15 protein-coding genes and 2 pseudogenes are annotated in these 18,552 nt (G+C 42.3%); 6 read left to right on the top strand and 11 right to left on the bottom strand.

Going from position 1 to position 18,552, the window contains the following annotated elements; genetic code table 11:
- Positions 1–237 precede the first annotated feature (237 nt).
- The 4 genes from L4D09_RS17040 to L4D09_RS17025 all read left to right on the top strand — a co-directional run bounded on the left by L4D09_RS17040 (position 238) and on the right by L4D09_RS17025 (position 3,116).
- On the top strand, positions 238–1,158 hold the full coding sequence (locus tag L4D09_RS17040) for a permease (RefSeq protein ID WP_428458711.1): 921 nt from the start codon (positions 238–240) through the stop codon (positions 1,156–1,158).
- Between the two features lie 53 nt (positions 1,159–1,211).
- A complete protein-coding gene (locus L4D09_RS17035) occupies positions 1,212–1,607 on the top strand; it encodes an ArsR/SmtB family transcription factor (protein WP_428458710.1) in 396 nt (131 codons plus the stop codon).
- Between the two features lie 10 nt (positions 1,608–1,617).
- Positions 1,618–2,076: a pentapeptide repeat-containing protein gene (locus L4D09_RS17030; protein ID WP_428458709.1), complete on the top strand. Its 459-nt coding sequence runs from the start codon at positions 1,618–1,620 to the stop codon at positions 2,074–2,076.
- Between the two features lie 332 nt (positions 2,077–2,408).
- Positions 2,409–3,116, top strand: coding sequence for a GntR family transcriptional regulator (locus L4D09_RS17025; protein WP_428458708.1), 708 nt, complete (start codon positions 2,409–2,411; stop codon positions 3,114–3,116).
- Positions 3,117–3,166: 50 nt separating this feature from the next.
- Here L4D09_RS17025 and L4D09_RS17020 read toward each other — a convergent pair whose 3' ends face one another.
- The gene (locus L4D09_RS17020) at positions 3,167–4,366 is read right to left on the bottom strand and encodes an enolase C-terminal domain-like protein (protein WP_428458707.1); all 1,200 of its coding nucleotides are present in this window, start codon (positions 4,364–4,366) and stop codon (positions 3,167–3,169) included.
- Between the two features lie 476 nt (positions 4,367–4,842).
- On the opposite strand from L4D09_RS17020, the gene L4D09_RS17015 reads away from it, so the two are divergent.
- Complete coding sequence (locus L4D09_RS17015) at positions 4,843–6,294, top strand: PTS transporter subunit EIIC (protein WP_428458706.1); 1,452 nt, start codon at positions 4,843–4,845, stop codon at positions 6,292–6,294.
- A gap of 102 nt (positions 6,295–6,396) precedes the next feature.
- On the opposite strand, the gene L4D09_RS17010 is transcribed toward L4D09_RS17015, so the two are convergent.
- The 8 genes and pseudogenes from L4D09_RS17010 to L4D09_RS16975 all read right to left on the bottom strand — a co-directional run.
- Positions 6,397–7,326 (bottom strand): LysR family transcriptional regulator, encoded by a 930-nt coding sequence (locus tag L4D09_RS17010; protein ID WP_428458705.1) that lies wholly within the window; start codon positions 7,324–7,326, stop codon positions 6,397–6,399.
- Between the two features lie 128 nt (positions 7,327–7,454).
- Positions 7,455–8,774 (bottom strand): BatD family protein, encoded by a 1,320-nt coding sequence (locus L4D09_RS17005; RefSeq protein WP_428458704.1) that lies wholly within the window; start codon positions 8,772–8,774, stop codon positions 7,455–7,457.
- Positions 8,767–10,467 (bottom strand): VWA domain-containing protein, encoded by a 1,701-nt coding sequence (locus L4D09_RS17000; RefSeq protein ID WP_428458703.1) that lies wholly within the window; start codon positions 10,465–10,467, stop codon positions 8,767–8,769. The genes L4D09_RS17005 and L4D09_RS17000 overlap by 8 nt, the downstream gene beginning before the upstream one ends.
- Complete coding sequence (locus L4D09_RS16995) at positions 10,460–11,530, bottom strand: vWA domain-containing protein (protein ID WP_428458702.1); 1,071 nt, start codon at positions 11,528–11,530, stop codon at positions 10,460–10,462. The genes L4D09_RS17000 and L4D09_RS16995 overlap by 8 nt, the downstream gene beginning before the upstream one ends.
- Entirely contained in the window at positions 11,523–12,029 is a 507-nt protein-coding gene (locus L4D09_RS16990; protein WP_428458701.1) for a DUF4381 domain-containing protein, read from the bottom strand. Before L4D09_RS16990 ends, L4D09_RS16995 begins: the two co-directional genes overlap by 8 nt.
- Positions 12,026–13,072: a DUF58 domain-containing protein gene (locus L4D09_RS16985; protein ID WP_428458700.1), complete on the bottom strand. Its 1,047-nt coding sequence runs from the start codon at positions 13,070–13,072 to the stop codon at positions 12,026–12,028. The genes L4D09_RS16990 and L4D09_RS16985 overlap by 4 nt, the downstream gene beginning before the upstream one ends.
- A gap of 8 nt (positions 13,073–13,080) precedes the next feature.
- A pseudogene (locus tag L4D09_RS16980) lies at positions 13,081–13,428 on the bottom strand (AAA family ATPase); the annotation flags it as partial.
- Positions 13,429–13,496: 68 nt separating this feature from the next.
- Positions 13,497–14,076, bottom strand: a pseudogene (locus L4D09_RS16975) (AAA family ATPase); the annotation flags it as partial.
- A gap of 356 nt (positions 14,077–14,432) precedes the next feature.
- Here L4D09_RS16975 and L4D09_RS16970 point away from each other — a divergent pair.
- Complete coding sequence (locus L4D09_RS16970; protein ID WP_428458699.1) at positions 14,433–15,998, top strand: arylsulfatase; 1,566 nt, start codon at positions 14,433–14,435, stop codon at positions 15,996–15,998.
- Positions 15,999–16,165: 167 nt separating this feature from the next.
- Here L4D09_RS16970 and L4D09_RS16965 read toward each other — a convergent pair whose 3' ends face one another.
- Together L4D09_RS16965 and L4D09_RS16960 are read right to left on the bottom strand one after the other, a co-directional pair.
- On the bottom strand, positions 16,166–17,395 hold the full coding sequence (locus tag L4D09_RS16965) for a patatin-like phospholipase family protein (RefSeq protein ID WP_428458698.1): 1,230 nt from the start codon (positions 17,393–17,395) through the stop codon (positions 16,166–16,168).
- A 290-nt stretch (positions 17,396–17,685) separates the two neighbouring features.
- Positions 17,686–18,396, bottom strand: a complete 711-nt coding sequence (locus L4D09_RS16960) for an HAD family hydrolase (protein WP_428458697.1) — start codon at positions 18,394–18,396, stop codon at positions 17,686–17,688.
- Between the last annotated feature and the right edge of the window lie 156 nt (positions 18,397–18,552).

Raw genomic sequence — 18,552 nt, 5'->3', positions numbered from 1 at the left:
ATCACCAGATTCATTACTCATGTACACCACAAAATTAATTCAATGATAGTGGGTACCAGAGCGACAATAGCTTTATCTAATAAAGTTATTTTTCATACTGTTAGATACTTACGAACTAATTATTACGCTGTGAATAATTGGCTTTTACTTTTTAAATTTATCCTTAACTACACACTTGCACGATCGTGCATGTGTGCATGTGATTTGCATCTCTTTTATTTGTTCGAGATTCCAATTGTGGATGCAAAATTAGTTATTGCGTTAAATGAATTCTTTTATGTTGCTAAAGGCTTAGTCGTTATCATCGCTGTTGTGTCGGTTCTAACTGGCTTAATGCGCGAGTATATCCCTCAAGATAAACTCCAAGAGAAGTTAACCAAACATGAGAGATGGGGTTCATTGTTAGGTGCATTATTCGGCATGCTCACACCGTTTTGTAGTGCTGCGGTTGTACCTGTAACGATGGGGATGGCATCGATGGGGGCTTCACTAGGTACCGTGATGAGTTTCATCATCTCTGCACCACTATGTAACTTTATCGTGCTAGCAATGGTTTATGCTGCATTCGGTTTGAAGATCACCGTTATTTACTTCTTGATTACGTTTACTGCTGCTGTTCTTGGCGGTCTATTTATATCCAAATCACCTTGGAGAAATGAGATTAAGCGTGGTGATGAGTTAGAAGATACCAAGGCAAAAGGTTGCAGTAATAATAAAACCAACACTTGCAGTAATACCGCAACTTCAGCATCAAAAATGCGTAATGCGATGAATAGTGCTTGGTCATTATTTAAAAGAATTATTCCATACGTACTGCTAGGTGCTGCGATTAGTGGGTTTTCTGCTGCGTATCTACCTGCTGACATGGTAGAGAAGTATGTTGGTGGTGATAGCTTCCAATCGATTGTTGTTGCTTCTTTGATTGGTATCCCTCTTTACCTACGTATTGAAATGGCAATTCCTTTACTCAACGTGTTAATTGCTAAAGGTATGGGCTTAGGTGCTGCATTAGCATTAATTATTGGCGGTACAGGTGCAAGTTTACCTGAAATCGCGCTAGTATCAGCAGTTCTTAAAAGAAAAGCTGTTATAGCGTTTGTCGGAATAGTATTAACAACTGCCATCATTGGCGGTGCTATCTTCCAATACATTGTATAAAAGCTTCGCGCCACTCAAATGAGTGGCGCTATGAGTTATATAAGGTAACAACCATGATGGATGAAAAGTATATTGATTCGTTAAAAGCATTGTCAGAACCCAATAGATTACGGTTGTTTTGGCTATTTCTTCACGTTGACGAATGCATGGCTGTTGCAGAGGCAATGGACATTATCGGTGATACTCAATACAACGTCTCTCGTAATCTTAAAATGTTGTATAAAGCAGGGTTACTAAACCACGAGAAGAAAGGTAAATGGGTGTTTTATACCTTGAAAGAACAAACCGCGCCTCACTGCCAAGCTTTAGTTGATTCCGTAAGGTTTTTGCCTGAAGACGACTTTAATGAAGTGGTCAAACGTTGCCTAATACGCTTATCAATGAGAGTTGATGGTGAGTGTGTTATCGGTGCAGATAGCGATATATGGCATGAAAAAATAAAACAGTAGTTACCTGACTATGAAAAAATATACTCGACAAGAACTTGATTACATTCTCGAACAACACCAGCTATGGTTGGAAAACAAAGGCGGCAAGCGTGCTGTCTTTCGTAATATCGACTTAAGTAATTTTGACCTTAGTGGCGTTAACCTTCGTCGAGCTAATCTGATACGAGCCAATTTTAATGGCTCTAACCTTAGTCATGCCGATATGAGTTACGCTGACATAACGTATGCTAGTTTTAGAAATTCGAACCTAAACGATGCTATTTTCCGAGATGCCGATATGCGTAATGCTGATATGAGTGATGCACAAATGCTCAATGTAGATTTATATGGAGCAGATTTGTATCGTACTGACTTAAGTAACGCCATTTTAAACACTGATATTTTTAATCGTGCTGCTCCAAGTGGCACAATTATAAAACTACGTGACTCTAGCCGAGCCCTTTGTCTTGCTGTAGGTAAAAATACGTAATGCTGACCACGGCAATTGGCGCTGGCATCAGATTACCGATCACGGTCATAAAGTTACTCTCCAGCCAGATGTGATTAGTACTGATGTCAGCAAATATCTGTTAGAAAATTTAGCCACCTCCCCTATAGATGAAACCGTTATACTGCACAATACATATAGCTTTGGAAAACGATATGCTGAAACTAGCTCAACTGTGTGCATCTGATGTATAGCAGCTTACTCAAATACACATAACGAGTTTATTTTACCACCAGAGAAAACCAACTCTAATTGAATAAAAATCAATGTTTCCCTAGAATGTCTGTAAATAGCTTTAAAAAATGAACATCACCATGAAGAAGTATGATTTTGTCGTTCAAGATATTCTTAGCAAGATTTATCAGAATAAAATAAACGTTAAACTTCCCGCAGAAAGAGAACTTGCAGAAAGCTATTCAGTATCAAGGTTTACGATAAGAAAAGCCCTGAGTAAACTAGAAGCAATTGGTGTAGTGACAGCAAAATTAGGTGCAGGTCATTATGTCAAAGAGTCTGTACGGGATAATCCTCTCATTTATAATTCAATAACAGAAAACAGCTTTAATGAAATAGCATATAAAAAAGTAAGCTTGCACAAAAAACTAGCAACGGGTCATGATAGAAATATATTCCAATTTGGAGAAGATGATTATATTTGGGATATAAAGAGATTGCGTTTAGTCAATGGTAACATTGTACAATTAGAAAATACTAAATTACCCGTTAGCTTATTTAGAAAAATGAATGCTGAAATTATTGAAAGTTCATTACAAAACCATACGCTTAATTTAGGTTATGATATTGCCCGCTACTTAACTAACTACAAAGCCGTTAATGTCGCCAAAGACGATGCAACATTACTAGGGTGTAAGAAAGGTATTGCCGCTATGAATATTACAAACCGGGGTTTCCTTTCTTCTGGTGMAGTGTTTATTGTTAGTGAAGTGATCGATATCGATTATAACTGTACTTACCTTGTACCATTCAATGATGAAAATATTAAATTACGAGGAAAAAAATAGCCACGTATAGCGGCTATTTTCATCGGCTTAAAATCAATTAAGTATCTGATTTATGGTGTATGGATTGTGCCATCAGGTAAGCGGCTTTGCGTCCACTCATGTGGTCGATAAGTCACAGGAAAGTCTGTTGCTTGCTCTACATTCATCTCAACGCCAATACCGTCTTGTTCTAATGCGTACAAGAAGCCATTTTTAGGTTCTGGGGCATTAGGGAATACGGCTCGAGTATTTTCTTTATATTCAACATGCTCTTGAATAGCAGCATTATGCAGGTGAACATTCATATGCGTATTCACAGCAGCACCAATCGGCGTCATATCTGGCGGGCAATGCCAAGCAAGTCGAACACCAAATGTCTGGCATAAATGCGCCAGCTTCAGTGCTGGTGTAATGCCACCAATTTGAGAAACATGACAACGAATAAAATCAATACGACGATTAATAATTAGCTGCTTCCACTCTTCAGGGTTATTAAATAACTCCCCTAGTCCTAAAGAAACCGAGGATTGGCTGCGGATGTTATCAAGCCATTCTGTTTGGCTTGGTGGCAAAATATCTTCAATGAAGTACGGTTTATATTGTTCAACTTCTTTGGCAAACTGTATCGCTTGATTAGGAAATAATCGCTCATGTACATCATGAAGAATATGGAATTGGTTACCATATTTTTCACGAAGTAACTTAAACATGGTTAATGTATTTTCTATATATTGGTCTTGATCGAAATATGACCCTTCGGTTGGATTAACCGTTGTATGAATATTCTCAGGCACACCACCATAAAAACCTAACTGGCAACGAATATGTTTATAACCTTGCGATAAAAACTCATCGACCATGGAATATATTCCTTCCATTGTATCACTGGTAGCATGGGTATAAACAGGGATTGCATCACGCGATTTACCACCAAACAATTGATGCAAAGGCATTTTAGCCAGCTTTGCCTTAATATCCCATAACGCCATGTCCACACCTGAAATAGCGTTATTAATAACCGGTCCATTACGCCAATAAGCGTTAACCGTCATCATCTGCCATAAGTCTTCGATATTATTAGCATCTTTACCAACAAGTAGTGGTTTCAGGTATTCATCAACCATGGTTTTTACGGCTAATGGACGCTGCTGAAATGTAGCACAACCATAACCAGTAACACCTTGTTCGGTTTTTACGATTACCGTAATTAAGTTATGTCTATCTGGCTTAGTAATAATGCAATCAATATCACTGATTATGTTTTTTTCCACAATGAATTCTCATCTGAACCGAAATCTATTTTTATATATACCAACTAAAAACAGGCCTAATCAAGGGCAATTTTTAATTAAATTTAATTGGTATGCTAAGTTAGCAATTATTGTAAAAAAAACAGACCAATCTTAATAAATCGGTTTTTTGGGCACCTAACAGCAATAAAAACGTGATTGAACTCTCAGTTTAGTCCGTTGGTTTTTTATTTTGGTCCTATATTATTTTCTCCTACATCAAACGTCGATATGTAGTTGCAGCAGAATTATTAAAGTGCAACTTGCTGCATCAATTAGAAAACGGGGCGTTAAAGATAATCCGAGTATGACGTTGTATCACAAGGTTAAAAATCACCTGAATGCCATACAGATATAAGAATTTCATGTATTAAGCCAATCAGGTGTGTGATTAGGACTGTTTTACAAAAAGTAAGTAGTCCACTAGATTTATTTTCTGGAAGAGAGTTAATAATATTATGCAAATTAGTGAGTCAATGGGTGCTTTTGGAAATAAGAAAACGGCATCATCAAAGAAAGATAGCGTCGAGCAAAAGCTATCTCTCATGATAGATGCTTTGGGTGGTACCAGTAATATTGCTGATGCAACACACTGTATGACACGGTTAAGACTAAAGCTTAAAGATCAATCTCTTGCTTCAGAAGAGACACTAAAATCGATAAGCGGTGTTCAGGGTGTCGTTTTTGCACAAGACCAAACTCAAATTATCATTGGTGTCGATGTCGAGAAGTGGCATAAATCGCTACAATCCATGCTCCAAAATGGCAACACGGCAATTGATAATGACATTGCTATCGTCGCCAAAGACGGTAAGTTATTCCAAAACGCAATGCGTATCGTTGCGGGTATTTTTGGACCAGTCGTGCCCGCTATCGCTGGTGCCGGTATGCTAATGGGCTTACTCTCTGGCCTTATTGCAACCAATGTTATTTCTGAAAGCTCAGACACGGTCTTTTTCTTCCGCTCAATCTCAGTAGCAGTGTTCTTCTTCTTACCAATGCTGGTATCGTTCTCTGCTGCGAAGATGTTTAAAGTAAACGAGTACATTGCTCTGGCAGTTGCCGCAGCGATGCTCTCTCCGCAATTGATTGAAAAGGCTGCAGCGCTCAAAGCGGTAAGCGATGCTGCCGAATTGACTGTACTTGGTGTGGTGCCCATTGAATTAATGAACTATGGCGGTTCAATCGTACCGACAATTTTAGCGGTATGGCTACTATCTAAAGTGACACCGCTAGTTGATAGCATCGTTCCAACGGTCGCTAAGCCTGTATTGACACCACTGTTTGCTTTCGCAGTTACTGCCACAGCTACCCTATCCTTTGTTGGCCCATTGGGGATGTGGCTAAGTAATGGTGCAGGCTGGGTTGTTGGCTCATTGCTTGAAATCTCACCAACACTGACTGGCTTTGTATTTGGTTTAACGCGACCAATTACTATCGTGTTCGGTATTCACCACAGCATGACGCCAATCAGCTTAAACAACTTCGCACTGTACGGCAAAGATTTGCTAATGCCTATTATGTGTTTGGGTAACCTAGCAATTGCTGGTGCGACGTTTGCAATTTGGCACAAGCAGCGTAAAACAGTATCAAAAGAGCAATCGTCAATTACTGCGGGCTCTGGGGTAACAGCAATTCTCGGTATTACTGAGCCAGCTCTATTTGGTGTCCTAACCAAATATACGAAAGCAATGTTCACTGCGAGTTTAGCTGCAGGTATATTTGGCGCTATCTCTGTATCGCTCGATACGCACCTAACAAGCTACATTTTATCATCTGTATTTAGCCTTCCAGCTTACTTATCGGGTGGTACACAAAACTTCATTCAAGCTGTACTTGGTGTGTGTGGCGTGTTTGTACTTTCTTTCGTGCTGACCAGCTTGTTTGTAAAGCTAGATGACGAGAAGTAAAGCATCTGATTAAACATCTGGTGTTGCACCTAAAGCCGTGACTATTATAGTCGCGGCTTTTCTGCAAGAAAATATTCCAAAATACACATTTAAAACAATTACTTACCCAAACCTGAAATTGCTATCTGTTGAGTTTAAATCTTTCGCCACTTTTTGAATCAGTTGCCTCAGCCAGCGATGGCTACTTTCCGAGGAGCGGCTTGGGTGCCAAATAGTACATAGGTCTTGAACCGTTTGGCCGGAAGGTAATTCAAGAGATTTAATGCCGTATTTATCCGCGAACTCTGACAATGTTGATTGAGGTAAAATACCGATCATCTCAGAGCTTCCCACAATAGGTAGCATTTCAACAGCACCTGCAGCTCGCACCACAATGTTACGTTTATCTAACCACGGAATGTCTTCAGAATTTAATAAGCTTCGGCGGCTGTGCCAACGCGCTACAACAACATGATCTTCAGCTAAAAACTCATCCACTGTTATCGTGTCACCAATACGAGGGTGATCTTTACTGCATACCACTTTGAGCGGCTCAGAATAAATGACTTCTGTTTTAAGCAGTGTTCTACCGCGAGGGGCCATATCAATGATTAAATCGTATCGCTGCAAACGCAGGTCTGCTTCCATGTCTTCAGTAAACAAAGGATGAATTTCAAGCGCTACATTTGGCGCTTCTTTTCGAAGTAAAACGATTAATGCAGGTATAAGTAAATAGCTCGCCACTGAGACGCAAGCGATTGAAAAAATGCGGGTCGACGTTTTAGGATCAAACTCGCGTGAGGCTGATAATGTTGAACTGAAGTTTTTCAAAGCTGCTGACATCGCGGGGTATATATCACGTGCAAACGTTGTTGGCTCGACCCCTGCAGTGTTGCGATGAAATAGTGGATCGTCGTAAATTTCTCTCAACCGTTTTAATGCCTTGCTTACTGCAGGCTGGCTGATGTCCATTCGAGCAGCAGCCCGAGACAAGTTCTGCTCTTCAAAAATGGCGACAAAAATAGGAATTAAATTCAGCTCTGTGCTTTTCATACTTCTCGCTAATCACTGAAACCCATCAAATTACTAAAAATTTATGGGCTTGTGTTATATAACTCTAGTGTAGAGACTCGCCTTTCATAGGGCGAACTCTATTGCTTGTTTATCTAACGTTTTTTCGGCTACCTGTCTTCTGGCGACTCTCCCAGTGGTAAAGCCTTTGGTATAAGGTGCCGCTTTTTAAACGGTCTCTTCAACTGAAACCAGATAGAGATAAGCACTAACCGTGAAGGCGGGTTCTGCTGTACACCAATACTTTTCTGCTGCCAATGTGATTCAGAGCAATAACGACTGAGCTCAAGTTGATTTGCCTGGTACCTCAGTTTTCGGTACACCAATACCCTTGCTGTGGCCCACTGCTTATTGTTCAAAGCACGAGCAAACTGTAACCATAGCGGCAGCGGCCTGTTGGAATAAAAACGCCGTATTTCTCTTGCGCCGAAGCCGCAGCCCAAAAGTCCCACCACCACCATTAATAATACAGTACCGTATTGGGCAAGCATTGATCGAAAGGTGTGTTTTACTGAAAATGTCCTGCCTTCTACTTGTAATACTTCTAATTGCTTTGTTTTCGTATTCCACCAATAAAGCGCAATAGGTGACAATGTAACCTTACCACCGCTTTGAATAACGTAAGTGACTTCCTCTTCTCGGCTTGAGATATAATTCCCCCGAACCTGAGAATCTATGAGGACATCGGGCTGAGCGTAACTTTGTACATCCCCCAGAGTCGGCGCTATCAGCGGAGGAATTAAAACAGACAATGTATCAGTGCCCTCAACCTTTACCTTTCGTGTTATGACATCCCCAACTTTCAATGCCGTTTGTGACATATCTTGCACACCTCGGCTATCTGTACCACGCATGATCATCCAATTTTGCTGTACCGACACATCGCTAGCTGCCAACCAACTCACCTCATCGCTTAACATTACAGACGGTAAATTCACCATAAAGCCCAATGGTTCAGTATATAAAGTAGCCCTTACATTATTACCACTAGGCGCCGATACCTGAGCACCAACCGCTATTGGAGGTAGCCGGTATTGACCCGAAGCTTGTGGATAGAGTGTTATTTCCCAGTGCTGTATAGACCAAGTTTGGCCATTGCGTCGCTCTGTATAATTCGTGGCCAGTGTATTGCGCTGCTTAACGATGACATCGGGCATTTCAATGCTACCGATACGTGTTCCACCGGTTAACCAGCGGGGCGTCGATACCTCAATATTTAGAATGATTTGCTCATTTATCGCATAAGTTTGAAGTCCCTCTTTTGCACTATCACCAAGCCACGCCTTAACTTCAACTAACCCATTTTTATCTTGAGTTGATAACGACGATTCGTTTACCTCCGTAGCCAGCACTGTTTGCCCGCAAAACACTCCGATTGAGACAATCAATAGCAACAACAAACGTTGGATACGCACCATGGTATTATTCATTATGCTCTCCTGCATTAGCTGTTACTGCTCGCGAGGTTCGATCTAATAACTGCAATTGAAATTTTGCACGTAAGAAATACTTTGGATCAGCTTCAACCCGTCTTAGCCATTTATCGGCAAGCTCTTCACTGCCTAAGATTTCATTCGCATTCAATGTCTCACGTACCATCATCGATGCGCTCACCTCTTCATCGGCGCCATCTGCGGTTCTTGGTCTATCCCCTAATTCAAATGACTCTTCAGGTCCATCAGTTGTACCTGACTGACTTTCACTTACGCGGTTAATTTCGTCGACTATTCCTTGCAGTACCTGATAATTTTGCTCGGATTGCTGTCTGATCTCATCAGATTGCGCATTTTGAGATAAATTCTGGTAAACATCTCTGGCTGCCAAGTACTCACGTTGCCGTGCCAGAGCATTTGCCGCATTAAAAAGGCCAAGATCGCTGCCGACTTGAAGAAAGGCAGTATGGGCAAGCTTATATTCAGCGGCATAGTAATAAGCGACGCCTTTATATAACGGGTCAGAATAATGTTGTGCAGCTTTCAAATAATGCTGCTGGTTGAAATAATATTGCCCCTGTTGGTCTGCTGTTAGCCACAAGTTCATCCACCATTGCTCAGCCCGATCGTAAAAGGTGATCTTCTCTGGCTCAGCGCTTTGAACCGCGGTCACATGAACAGTTTCAGCCATCGCTGACGGCAGATACATAGTCGGTAATATGACCGCTGCAACCAAACACCATTGCACGAGCCAACCTCTACGAAACCAAAGCAATAGAGTAATGAGGATTGGCAGCAACAAGTAATACCCCATATCTTTCCATGGCATTGCCGATTCATTATTGAGTTGCATATGGCGTTCAACGTAACGATTCAAAGTTTCAACATCGCTATTATCGATACTAACTTGCACCAACTTACCGCTGGTTGTATTAGACATTGTTTGTAATGCTTTTAGATCTAAAGGGCTTGAGCTGTTCACGCCTGCATTTCCAACCGCAAGAATAAGTAACTGGTGGTGACTATTAGAAAAGTACTGTTCAAATGCATTAATCGTCGCTGGGTTTGCGCCATCAGTAACCAACAAGACCGAGCCTGCTTGATCAGTAGTTAACTGGGATGAGATAAGCGGAAGCACTTTTTCTGCAGCCTTACCTGCAACAGGCATAATTGTCGGTTCAATCGCAGCTAAAAATGGCGTAAATACTGCTGTATCTTCTGTCGGCGGCATCGCGATATGTGCTGAGCCACTAAATACAGCCAACCCCGTTTTACCGCCCTGCCGTAGCTGCAGTAAATCACGAATTTTTTGTTTACCGCGTTCCAATCTATTCGGTGCTAAGTCAGTTTCCAGCATCGATTCACTGACATCGAGCACAATTAGCATCTCTGATTTATCTTCACCAAAAGGAGAGGCTTCTCGCTGCCATGTCGGGCCTGCACAAACAACAATCCCTAACGCCATCAATACTGCCAATACTTTCAACGGTAACCGCCGCTTCCAACCTTTGTCTCCAATTGTTAGTACGTCACGTAGATGTTTGGGTAATATTTGTTGCCATTGGGCATCAGCCTCCTGCTTCCAGCGGAAACGTACTATCATGGCAAAAGGGATCAACGCCAATAACCAAAAAGGACGGATGAAATGGAATGAATTCCACAGCTGCTGCCAAAAAAGAGAATCAAACATATTCTCCTCCTGATTGATTAATTTGTTTTCTCCGCTCAAAAACATTTCGCAGTGTCGCAATGACAAACGCCATTAAATACAGAGTGACGACGACAGCGACTAAGTAGTGGTGAACCGTTTGTTTTGGTCTGTAAGTTGTACTCTCATAGAGTGCAGGCTCAAGTTCACCAATCGTGATATAGGCTTGCTCTAATTCTGCTTGATTTAACGCCTCAAAAGATTGCCCTCCGGAAAGTGACGCGACGCGTTGAATAGTTTCTATATCAAGTGCTTGTTCACCGACTGTCGTGGGATCACCCATCGCTACCATATGGATCCTCACGCCCTTCGCACTCGCAACTTTTGCAGCATCAATCGGCTCGACAAAACTACCGGTATCGTTACCATCGGTCAGAACAATGACCACTTTCTCTCGAGGTGTATTACTGAAAGTATTGCCTTCAGGTACTTGCTCAAACACTTTAATGGCTAAGCCAATTGCATCACCCAAATGGGTACTTTGCCCTGCCATCGCAACATCCGTTTGTTGAAGCAGCTCAAGCCATACTTGCTGATCGGCGGTAAAGGGCGTCTGTATGAATGCTGCATCACCAAATAAGATCAGTCCAAGCCTGTCACCCTCTCGGGTTTGGGCAAAATCTGTTAATACCTGCTTCGCCGCGCTTAAACGAGATATCCGTTGACCTTTTTGCTCACCTTTGGTGGCAACAAAGTCGCTTTCTGCCATCGAGCCAGATAAATCAACCACAACCATTACATCGCGACCAAGTTGCTCCCGGGTTTGAGGCTCGCCAAGTATCATTGGTTTTGCTAATGCCACAACTAATAGTACCCATGACAAAATCAAGATGGCCCGTTGCCACCAACGTGGGGCGAGTTGACTTGCACCAGCTGAAGGCACTTCATCCAGTACATCAACAATGATGTTAAAAAATGGCACCTTAATGGCGTTTTTCTTCGTACGATAAGCCGGTATTAGCCAGTAAATGATAAAAGGGAGCGGTAACAGTAGAAAGCTATAAGGGTGTGCAACTTCAATTGATAAACCAAATAAGTTAACCATTCTCCCCCCTTATACTAACCTGATGCTCTGCCAACCACATACGCGTATGATCGATTAAAATAACAAGCTCTGACTCGCTAAGTGACTGACGCGTCGTTAACGTCGACGCTAGCCATGCTTTACCTATGTCACTATTAAACTGAAAGTGGGTTGACGGATATAACTTATCGAGCTCATTCAGTAATGGTTCGCCAAATAAGCTCGCTTTTTTCGGGTCGAGGTAGGTAATCACCTTTTTAAGCAGTGAAAATAACGCTCTTGCCGTTTGAGGTGGTGTCGTAGGATTCAGCGTGTTTAACGCTGATATTGCTTCTTGACGATAGCGGTTATTCCACCAACATTTGGCACGTCGATATAGCAAAACGAAGCACACTAACATAATGGCTGCAGCAAGGATTTTCCAACCGACCGTTTGCGGCCACCATGCAACAGAGTCAGGTACAGAAACATCAACCATTTTACGCAATATATAAGTGCTCGGTGGTGTATGAATACTCATAATCCTCCCCCGACAGCACGCTTAAACTGTTCAATATGTTGACCTTGAGTATCTAACTCAATCATTGGTAAGCGTTGTATCGCCATCAGCTGGATCAATTGTTGTTTTTTCAGCAGCTGGTGTTGCTGTAATCCGTGACTTGCGCGTTTTATTTGCTGTTTACTTTGTAAGTTAAGCTGATATTCACCATCACCAATAACCCAGGGTATTAATTGATTAGGCTGCGTGTCGGTTTGAATTGGCTTAGCGACCTGAGTTTGATTAAGCACCTGAGCTTGAGCTTTCGTACGAGAGTTAGGTTTAATACTGAGTAATGAGCTTTCCAATGGATCTGAAATTAAAATACCCAACACATCATTGTGCCTCTGTAAGTGTTTTAAATGTCGGATATCGTCATCTGTTACACCAGACCAATCACTAAGAATAATAATGGTGGTATTTCGGCACTTTAATCGTCCTAGTAACGATGTAATGGATGACAAACTCACATCATCGCAGTCTCGACTTGCCACGTTTAGCTGCTGATTAGCATCGGCTAATTGGCTTAACTGAAATAACGTATCAGCTTGGGATCGTTTGGCTTTACTCCAATGAACACCATTATGTCGGCAGATCACAAACCCGACCCGATCGTTATCTTTCAGCACCCGCCACGCTGTTAACGCTGCAATTTCTGCGGCAACAACCGACTTCATGACAGATACCGACGAAAAGAACATACTGCTACGCTGATCGACACAAATGATGACACTTCGATCTTTTTCTTCTGTATAGCTACGTACATGCGGCTTACCCGTTCGCATCGTAACTTTCCAATCAAGGTTGCGAATATCATCACCACGCTGATAATGACGCAACTCTTCGAAATTAAGCCCTCGGCCACGAAAAGTAGAGCTGTGCCGACCCGACAGTGCAGTACCTGCTTTCAGCTGTGGCAATAAGCTAAAGCCGCCAACTTGATTCTGTAGCTTGACCAATCGTGAGTAATCACTGTAAATCCGGCTATCTATCGGGCTTGTGCTCGCGTTAAGGAGACTAACCATATCACCACCTAACCAATAACTACGTGGTCGAGTAATTCATGAACAACATCTTGCCGTGTTACACCGTCAGCAAGAGCGTCGTAGCTCAGGGTAAAGCGATGACCTAGCACGCTCGGGGCAACAGCTCTGACGTCATCAGGATCAACATAGGTTTTACCTTGTAGCCAAGCATATGCTCGTGAACATTTATCCAATGCGATAGATGCACGAGGGCTCGAACCAACATCAATCCATCTGGCTAGCTGTGAATCTGAATAACGTTCTGGCTTTCTGGTCGCCATAACCAAACCAACAATATAATTTTCCACCAGCTCAGAGACCTCGACGTCTGGCAGCTCACGGCGGGCTGCCAATATTGCCGCGGGGTCAATGGCAATTGGCTGAACATGATCATTTGCATCAGTCGGTAGAGACTTGTTTGGTGATTCTTCGGCACGTACTAAACGGATAATATCTAACTCAGCATCGTCCTCGGGGTAGTCGACTGTCACCTTCATAATAAAGCGATCCATTTGCGCTTCAGGTAATGGATACGTCCCCTCTTGTTCTATTGGGTTTTGCGTCGCCAATACCATGAACAACTCTGGTAATTCGTGGGTTTTATCGCCAACGGTGATCGTGCCTTCTGCCATCGCTTCGAGAAGCGCAGCCTGCACTTTGGCTGGTGCACGGTTAATTTCATCGGCCAGAACAATGCTGTTGAAAATAGGTCCGGCTTGAAAATACAGCTGGGGAGTGCCATCCGTGTCTTGGTAAATCTCGGTGCCTGTTACATCTGACGGAAGAAGATCCGGTGTAAACTGAATACGGCCAAAACTAGTATTGAGTGATGTCGCCAATGCTTTTACTGAGCGTGTTTTCGCGGTACCGGGTAACCCTTCAAGTAATACATGACTATTAGTTAACAAACCAATCACCAAAGAGCGGACAACATGTTGTTGACCAATTACCGACTTCTCAACTTGCTCAATAAGCGATGAAATCGCCTGTTGTGATGCGTTCATATTGCCTCCAGAATACGGGGAACATTGATAGCAGGCATTTTATTCAATCACTTCATAACTATTGGTTATAGTGGCTATCCACCTTCGAACCTCGACCTAGTTCACACTATCGACAAACCAACATCTTTTACAACAAAATAAAGTGCACAAAACCATTACAAAACATACAGTTAATACATCCTTATAACGAATGGTTATAGTGACTATAAAGCGACATCACGCTTTCCTCGCATTAAATTTACAACCAACAAACGCCCTCGGTGTTTTATCCAAATTGTTAACTCGATCCTTGTGGCTTCAACAGCTTGATCTATTTAACACTTTATTTATCATCAATTAGGTTGGATGCATTCTCTATGACGAATCATTTAAGCAAGGTAGCAGTAAGCGTCAGTTTATTAGCCACCACAGGTGCAGCAGTGGCTGCTGATCAACCCAACATACTGGCTATTTTTGGCGATGATGTGGGTTACTGGAATATCAGTGCCTATAACCAAGGCATGATGGGTTATGAAACCCCAAATATTGACCGCATTGCTAATGAAGGTGCATTGTTTACCGATCATTATGGTCAACAGTCTTGTACTGCTGGACGCGCAGCTTTCATCACTGGCCAAGAGCCATTTCGTACCGGCCTTCTAACAATCGGGATGCCTGGTTCAGATCATGGGATCCCTGATTGGGCGCCAACAATAGCTGACTTGTTAAAAGATCAAGGCTATATGACCGCTCAGTTTGGTAAGAACCACCTTGGTGATCAAGATAAACACCTGCCAACCAATCATGGTTTTGACGAATTTTTCGGTAACCTTTACCACCTGAATGCGGAAGAAGAGCCAGAGTCTTACTACTACCCGCAAGATCCTGAATTCCGTAAAACATACGGTCCTCGTGGCGTTATCAAGTCTTATGCCGATGGCAAAATCGAAGATACAGGCCCAATGACCCGTAAACGTATGGAGCATGCCGATGAAGAGTTCCTAGAAACTTCATTGGCCTTCATGGAAAAAGCCGTCAAAGCGGATAAGCCTTTCTTCATTTGGCATAACACCACACGTATGCACGTTTGGACACGCCTACAAGAGAAGTACCAAGGTATATCAGGCGTCAGTATTTACGCTGATGGTATGATGGAACACGATGACCAAGTTGGTATTCTGCTTGATAAACTTGATGATTTAGGTGTCGCTGATAACACTATCGTTATCTACTCTACCGACAACGGTGCAGAAACAGTTACTTGGCCTGATGGCGGTGCAACCCCATTCTATGGCGAAAAAGGCACAACTTGGGAAGGCGGTATGCGCGTTCCTCAACTTGTTCGCTGGCCGGGTGTGATTGAACCGGGTTCTAAAATCAATGACATGATGGCTCACCAAGATTGGCTACCAACGCTTTTAGCCGCAGCTGGCGTTGATGGTGTAAAAGAGAAGCTAGCCGAAGGCTATACCGCAAATGGCAAGGACTGGAAAGTTCACATTGACGGTTATAACTTCAAGCCATTTTTCGAGGGTAAAGCCGACGAAGGTCCACGAGACTCGCTAATGTACTTTAGTGCAAATGGTGAGCTAAATGCCATTCGCTGGAACGACTGGAAACTGAACTTTGCTGTCATGGAAGGTAGTATCGTAGATGCTGTACGTTTCACTCCGAACTGGCCGCAAATTATACACTTACGTGCAGACCCATTTGAGAAAGCACCGCATGAGTCTGAAATGTACATGCGCTGGATGGCCGACAACATGTGGTTATTTGTTCCGATTCAAGATGTGATTGCAGATTTCTTTGAAACACTACCGGGCTACCCAATGCAAACAGGTACAATGTTAAACCCTGCAAGTATTAGCTCACAGTCACTTGGGCTTCAAAATAAACTGAAGCAAATCGATGCACTACAAAAGCAAGTTGATAGCATGAAGTAATAAAAAGTGCCTACTCGGTAACTTTTCAATACTTTGAAACTTGTTCTTTAAAGATAAAACCCACTTCGGTGGGTTTTATTGTTCAATTGAAATTATTTAGACGGTTAAGCATGAAGTCCCACTTAACTAAAACCTAAGTAGTAACATCATCAATGGAGTTGGTGACCTCATTCGCCAATGCTCGGTGGGATATCTACCCAAAGTTCGCCATCCAACGTTTTCTGATAACCATATTGATATAACGACTGCATGTACCTAAGGTACTCTGACTCAGGTACTTTTCGCTCGAAGTCTTCATCAATATAAGCAAGCATAAAGTTCAGCTGATGTTCCGCCGCATGATGGTAAATATATTCTACATCTCCCACACCTTGATTACGGATAAGTGTGGATATAGAGCTAGAGGATATGTCAGCAAGATCATTTTCAACATTTCTAAAGCGAGGTTTCAGTTCTCCGTTTCGAATCAGATAAATTGTTCGTTCTCGAGGTGTATACTCCAACTGATGGCGCAACCATTGCGGAATTAAAAACACCTGTCGCGAAACGCCACCGTCGACATGTAATTCATCGTATCGCTCTACCCCATCTTCTATCTGGATAAGTTTCGCGGGGAATGCCCCAGGGATTGAACTACTCGCGATAATCACATCCTGAATCAACGCCTTTGCCTCGTGGGTTCCAACTTTGGCAATATTACCTATATCCCATATTGCCATTTTTTCATTATCAAGGTTCGTAGTTCCAATAAGGAGTATCCTCCCTCTTTCCCTTTCCTTGGCAAGATCGCGTAACATTTGGTCATTAATAACGCTGCGTACCTTTCCCTCGAATCCAGCTGTATCTACGAGCGAGTTTTGAGAGATAGTCCGAAAAATCGAGTTTCGTCGAAACATTTCCTCTGGTGGGGTTTCAGTATAGTAATAGCGCAACTCAGCGTCATACTCATGACCAAGATAAGCAAACACCGAAACCAAAGCCCCAGTTGATACCCCACTGACTATATCAAATTCAGGACGATCACCACGCTCAGTCCAAGCATTAAGAATTCCGGCAGAAAGTGCACCATTAATCCCACCACCAGATAGTGCAAGATGGTTTATTGGTTCTCCCTCTTGCTTATTAGCGAGCAACAAATCAAACTCATCATTAATATAATAATTGCTAGTATGGCCGGGAAAAGCATCCCAAAATCTTAGCTGAGGAGTACCCAAAGGATTAAGGAATTCCGAATCTGGCGAGGAATTCCTAGCGGCAGGCGACGCACATGCAGTAAGCAAAAAGATAACAGGTACAATAAATATGCGCCCAATATTGAACTCACCTCTCGTCGTGTCTCCATTACCTTTATAACCTAACCTTTCAAACATTCTAGTTACTCTACGATTGTCGGTCATTTTGACACTCATATTCCCGAATCAATTCCGTAGCTGATTTTTATACTCACACCACGCTTCATAAACCATTGTTATGCGTAACTTAAGTAACTAGGCAAAGCTTCGATAATAAATAATATCATCCATATCTAACACAATTTAAAAGTACAATTCGCTAGCTTGACCAAGCCTGTATGGCCGAAAGTTCATTGATCTATTTTTGTTCGAAGTTATGTCGCGAAGAATATCCAACTAGGCAGAAAAATAAAAAATAGTCATCATTTGCAAATGATGACTTTACCGATGCCTGATTATAAAAACTGCTCACAAATGGTAGTAAGTTCGCATGGAGAGCGAATGATAAAGTCAGGCTTCACCTCCCAACGTTCAGGCGCTGCACCGCTGTAAGCCACTGCGACAGAAATGACGGTAGACTTTTGACCTAATGAAAATTGCAGGTTTCGAGCAAATTGCACATCGGCTTCATGGTCACCAACATACATAATGGTCTTATTTTCAGGGCTATCAAACAATTGGTCTAGGCATTTTAAACCACCCTCCGGTGATGGTTTTTGGCCATGTTGCGACACATCGTCATAACCTATTACAGCGTTAAAATAGGCATCAACCTGAGCCTCAGATAAAACATTTAATATATTCTTTGAAGAGTTTTGAGAGCAGATCCCATGAGCGACAGAAGATAAACTGCGTACCGCGTCATCCACTCCAGTAAACAGTTTTACAGAGGTGGTATTGCTTAACTGGTGTTCAGCCCATAACGATCCTGCCGCCAGCATTTCATCTTCGGTCATGCCATAGTAATTAACATAGAGATCTTGCCAGTTTTTCGCAGCATGATTTGCTTCATGATACGCCGTCTCACACTGTAGGCATTGAGGAAGGTTATCTCCTGTTAAATTGGGGGCTACAATGGATAAAATGCTCTTTGTAATATCTATGTTTTTAGGGACAGAATTGACTATTGTTCCGTCATAATCCCATAAGATAGCATCTAATTTCATTATTCTTATCATCCTTATTTAGCTTGGTAGCACCGACAATATATATAATTTTCAACGTCAAATCCCACTAAACTCGTCCACATATGGAAACAATGCGTTGACTGCTTTAGCGATACAAAGAGCATTAAGAGCGCCATGAAGTTGATTTTAAAACGA

The sequence above is a fragment of the Photobacterium makurazakiensis genome (genome assembly GCF_050336715.1).
In the GTDB taxonomy this organism is placed as follows: Bacteria; Pseudomonadota; Gammaproteobacteria; order Enterobacterales; family Vibrionaceae; genus Photobacterium; species Photobacterium makurazakiensis.
This window is presented reverse-complemented; position numbering and strand designations above follow the sequence as displayed.